Consider the following 1,919-nt stretch of genomic DNA (forward strand, 5'->3'; position numbering starts at 1 on the left):
AAAGCCTCGGCCACTCTATGAGTAAGCCGGGGCTTTTACTTTATACACTAAAGACAGGGCGTTTTTCTTTACGCCGGAGTTATGGCAGAGCTGGAGCTTTGATTCTCTTCCAGCTGGAACTGTCCCACAAGGGAATTGAGCCGTTCCGCACCGGAGGAAAGGTTTTGGGCTTCCTGGGCCACCTGCTCGGACGCGTGGGCCGTGTCGTCGCTCCCCTTCCTGACGTTCTGAAGAATTTCCGTGGTCTCCATGGCTCCCTTGGTGACCTGGTCGATGCCCGAGGCCATCTCTTCGCTTGATGCGGCCTGTTCCTGGGAAAGAGCGGCGATGTTCTGCATGGCCCCTTCTACCTTGGTAATGTGGCTTAAAGCATTACCAAGGTTGGCGATGGCCGAGTCCGAAGCCTCGACGATCTGTTCTACCACCTTATCCACTTCTTTCATGGATGCTGTGGAGGAGGAGGCGTTGTCCTTGAGTGAGCCGATGAGGTCCGCCACCTCTCCTGCGGCACCGTTGCTTTCTTCGGCGAGTTTGCGGACTTCCTCGGCCACCACGGCGAAGCCCCGGCCGTGTTCTCCTGCCCGGGCGGCCTCGATGGCGGCGTTCAGGGCAAGGAGGTTGGTCTGATCCGCAATGGACGTGATGGTGGTGACGAAGGAGGTAATGGCTTCTACGGAGCTGCCCACTTCGGACATGCTGTTCATGGTTTGGGAAGACCGTTCTCCCACGGATTTGATCATATCCACCATGGCCTTGACATTCTCGGCGGCGTCCTGACTAATCCTGTTCATCTCGGCGGACGCCTCGGCACCTTCCGAGGCACTTTGGGCGGCACCGGCGGCTCCGGCGGAGACCTCTTCGATGCTTGCGGTGGTCCCCTCAAGAGCTGCGGTGTTGCTCTCGGAAAGGCTTCCCACGTGGTCCACCGAGGACTTGACCTCTTCCATGGACGCCACGGTTTCCTCGGCGAGAGCTGCCAGAGATTCCGATGCTCCTGAAATGGTGTTCGCTTCGTGCTGGACTTTCCGAACAAAGTCGCTTACCTTGATTTCCATATTTCGAAGCCCTTGAACCATATCGGCTATTTCGTCGTTTTTATACTTGAGGAGCCACATTGTAGAAGTGTCAAACCGAAAATCAAGCTGCGAAAACCTATCCAGAATGTTCGATATTGCCACGATGGGTCGGACAATCCGGCCACTGGTCACAAAAATCGCCAGACCTAAAAGGGCTAGCCCCAGAATTGATGTCACTATAAGGTTACGGGTAAGGGCATTGGCGGCTATGGTTACGTCGGACAGGGGAACAACGATAAAGAGACTCCATGAGGCAAGACCGGCACCGATGGAAACGGGTATCTGAGCTCGCAGGGCGTTTTCCTCAAGCCTCAGAGAGTGCTCTATGGAAACTTTTCGTCCCCCGGTGGCCACAAGATTCAGGACTTCATCCAGGTTCTTGATTTTGCCCCTTGCGACATCCCTGTAGCTCTTCCCTATCAAGTCCTTGTTGGCGTGATAAACAAAGCAGCTTTGGTTGGAGAGGAGGGCATTGTAGCTGTTGTCTGTGACGGAGATGGCGGCTATTTCCTCATCCAGGTGATTCAAGTCTATGTCGATACCCACCACACCAGCAGTTTTTCCATGGAGCTTTATGGGGACGGTGACGCAGGCTATAAAATGCGATTCGCCACCACTTGTGTAGTTATATCGAAAGGGCTCGGATAAATAAGGCTGACCAGAGCGAATAGGTACATCGTATATATCCCCAAATTCCTCTATAGCTTCATCGGTGATGCTATGGGTTCGAAGGGTGGAGCTTCCGCTACGTACAAATGTTCCCACAAAGCGGCCATTCTTATGAAACCCATCAATGCCGGCAAATTCGGCGTCTTTGCCGTCAAAGGCGTTGGGCTCGAAGAC

At 54.1% G+C, this 1,919-nt stretch carries 1 protein-coding gene; it reads right to left on the reverse strand.

Going from position 1 to position 1,919, the window contains the following annotated elements; all coding sequences use genetic code 11:
* Window positions 1–68 precede the first annotated feature (68 nt).
* Window positions 69–1,919, reverse strand: a 1,851-nt coding sequence (locus CSA35_09835) for a chemotaxis protein (protein ID PIE53719.1), incomplete at its 5' end; no start/stop codon positions are given.

It is taken from the genome of Dethiosulfovibrio peptidovorans (assembly GCA_002748665.1).
Classification (GTDB): domain Bacteria; phylum Synergistota; class Synergistia; order Synergistales; family Dethiosulfovibrionaceae; genus Dethiosulfovibrio; species Dethiosulfovibrio peptidovorans_A.